Genomic DNA, 1723 nt, shown 5'->3' with positions numbered 1-1723 from the left:
TGGAAGCTCTTGGGTAAGACGTGGATCAGGAACCGCCGGATGAACTCGTGCGGGTGCAAGGTCATCGTCTTCCAGCGCTCGGGCCCCGCGATGCGATAGTCCTTCCAGTGGAACGAGACGCCGCCGTCATCGGCCGCGATCAGGCGACGGTTGGAGATCGCGACGCGGTGCGTGTAGCGCGACAGGTAGCGCAGCACGGCCCGAGGCCCGGCGAACGGTGGCTTGCAATGAACCACCCACTTGGCCTGTCGCAACGGTCCGAGGAAGCGCTTGAAGGCGTGTGCGTCGGCGAGCCCCGCCAGACGATTGTGGAACGCCAGCCGGCCTCGGGCGTGCGCCTCGGTCAACATGCCCAAGAACTTGCCGCGGAACAGACGTGCCAGAACGTGGACATGCACGAGGAAGTCGGGCCTCGCCGACAGCCATCGCGCGCCGTCCTCGGAGAGCCCACCACCCGGCACGATCATGTGCACATGCGGATGGTGCGTCATGGCCGAGCCCCAGGTATGGAGCACCGCGGTGATGCCGATGCGCGCGCCGAGGTGGCGGGGATCGGCGGCGATCTCGAGCGTCGTCTCGGCAGCGGCCTTCATAAGCAGGCCGTAGACCACGGCCTTGTTTTGATAGGCGAGATCGCGCAACTCGGCCGGTAGCGTGTAGACGACATGGAAGTAGGGCACGGGGAGCAGCTCGGCTTCCCGCTCGGCCAGCCAGTCGCGAGAGGCCGCCGCCTGGCACTTCGGGCAATGCCGGTTGCGGCAGCTATTGTAGGCGATGGTCGTGTACCCGCACGCGGCGTTCTCGCAGCGCGCAACATGCCCGCCGAGCACCGCTGTCCGGCAGCGCTCGATCGCACTCATCACCTTCAACTGAGCAAGGCTCACGTGACCGCGGTTGGCAGCACGCCAAGCCTCACCGTGATCGCGCAAGATGTCCGCGACCTCCAACGCCGGACGGGACACGGCCGTGGCCGGCTACGTGTTCGTATCGTCCTTGCGCTTAGCCCGCCGTCTGCGCGTCGCGCCGGACTTGGCCTTCTGCGGCAAGGCGAGTTGATCGAGCGGGCTTTCGATGGCGGTGATCAGGCCGGTGGCTACGCGCGTGTAGCGGGCCGTCGTCTCCAACTTCTCGTGCCCGAGCAGCGCCTGGATCTTGCGAATGTCGACACCCCGGTCGAACAGATGCGTCGCGAACGAATGCCGCAAGGCGTGCAGCGTCACCTTCTTCGTGATGCCGGCCGCAGCGAGCGTCTGCTGGAACAGACGTGTCACCTGCCGCGGCGTCAGATGCGTGTTGTCGCCTCGGCCGGGGAACAGCCAGCGCTCGGCGGGCGCGACACCCGCATCGTTGTGCGGGCTCCTGACCGTCCACCACTCGCGCAGCAGCGCATACAGCTCCGCCGACAGCATCACGTGCCGGTCCTTGCGGCCCTTGCCCTGCTCGACGCGGATGATCTCCAGGGAGCGGTCGATGTGCTTGACCTTCAGCCGGACGGCCTCGCTGACGCGCAGCCCCGCGCCATAGCCGATCGACAGCAGCACGCGCGTCTGCAGATGACCGGCCATGACGAGCAGCCGTGCCGCTTCCTCCGCGCTCAGGATCTGGGGGAGCCTCGTCGGCTCCTTGATGTGATGGATCTCGTTGGCAAGGTCGAGCCGCCGCATCGTGACGCGGAACAGGAAGCGCAGGCCCGTCATCGTGCGGTTGCGCGTCTGGATCGAGG

At 67.0% G+C, this 1723-nt stretch carries 2 protein-coding genes; both read right to left on the bottom strand.

Features of this window, described 5'->3' with window-relative positions; all coding sequences use genetic code 11:
- A partial coding sequence (locus WCE35_RS25195) for an IS91 family transposase (protein WP_424596016.1) occupies nt 1–962 on the bottom strand: 962 nt, incomplete at its 3' end.
- Nucleotides 963–974: 12 nt separating this feature from the next.
- A partial coding sequence (locus tag WCE35_RS25190) for a tyrosine-type recombinase/integrase (RefSeq protein ID WP_424596015.1) occupies nt 975–1723 on the bottom strand: 749 nt, incomplete at its 5' end.

This window comes from Bradyrhizobium sp., assembly GCF_049691595.1.
Lineage (GTDB): Bacteria > Pseudomonadota > Alphaproteobacteria > Rhizobiales > Xanthobacteraceae > Bradyrhizobium.
The sequence above is the reverse complement of the archived record's forward strand: the minus strand, read 5'-3'. Positions and strand labels throughout refer to the sequence as shown.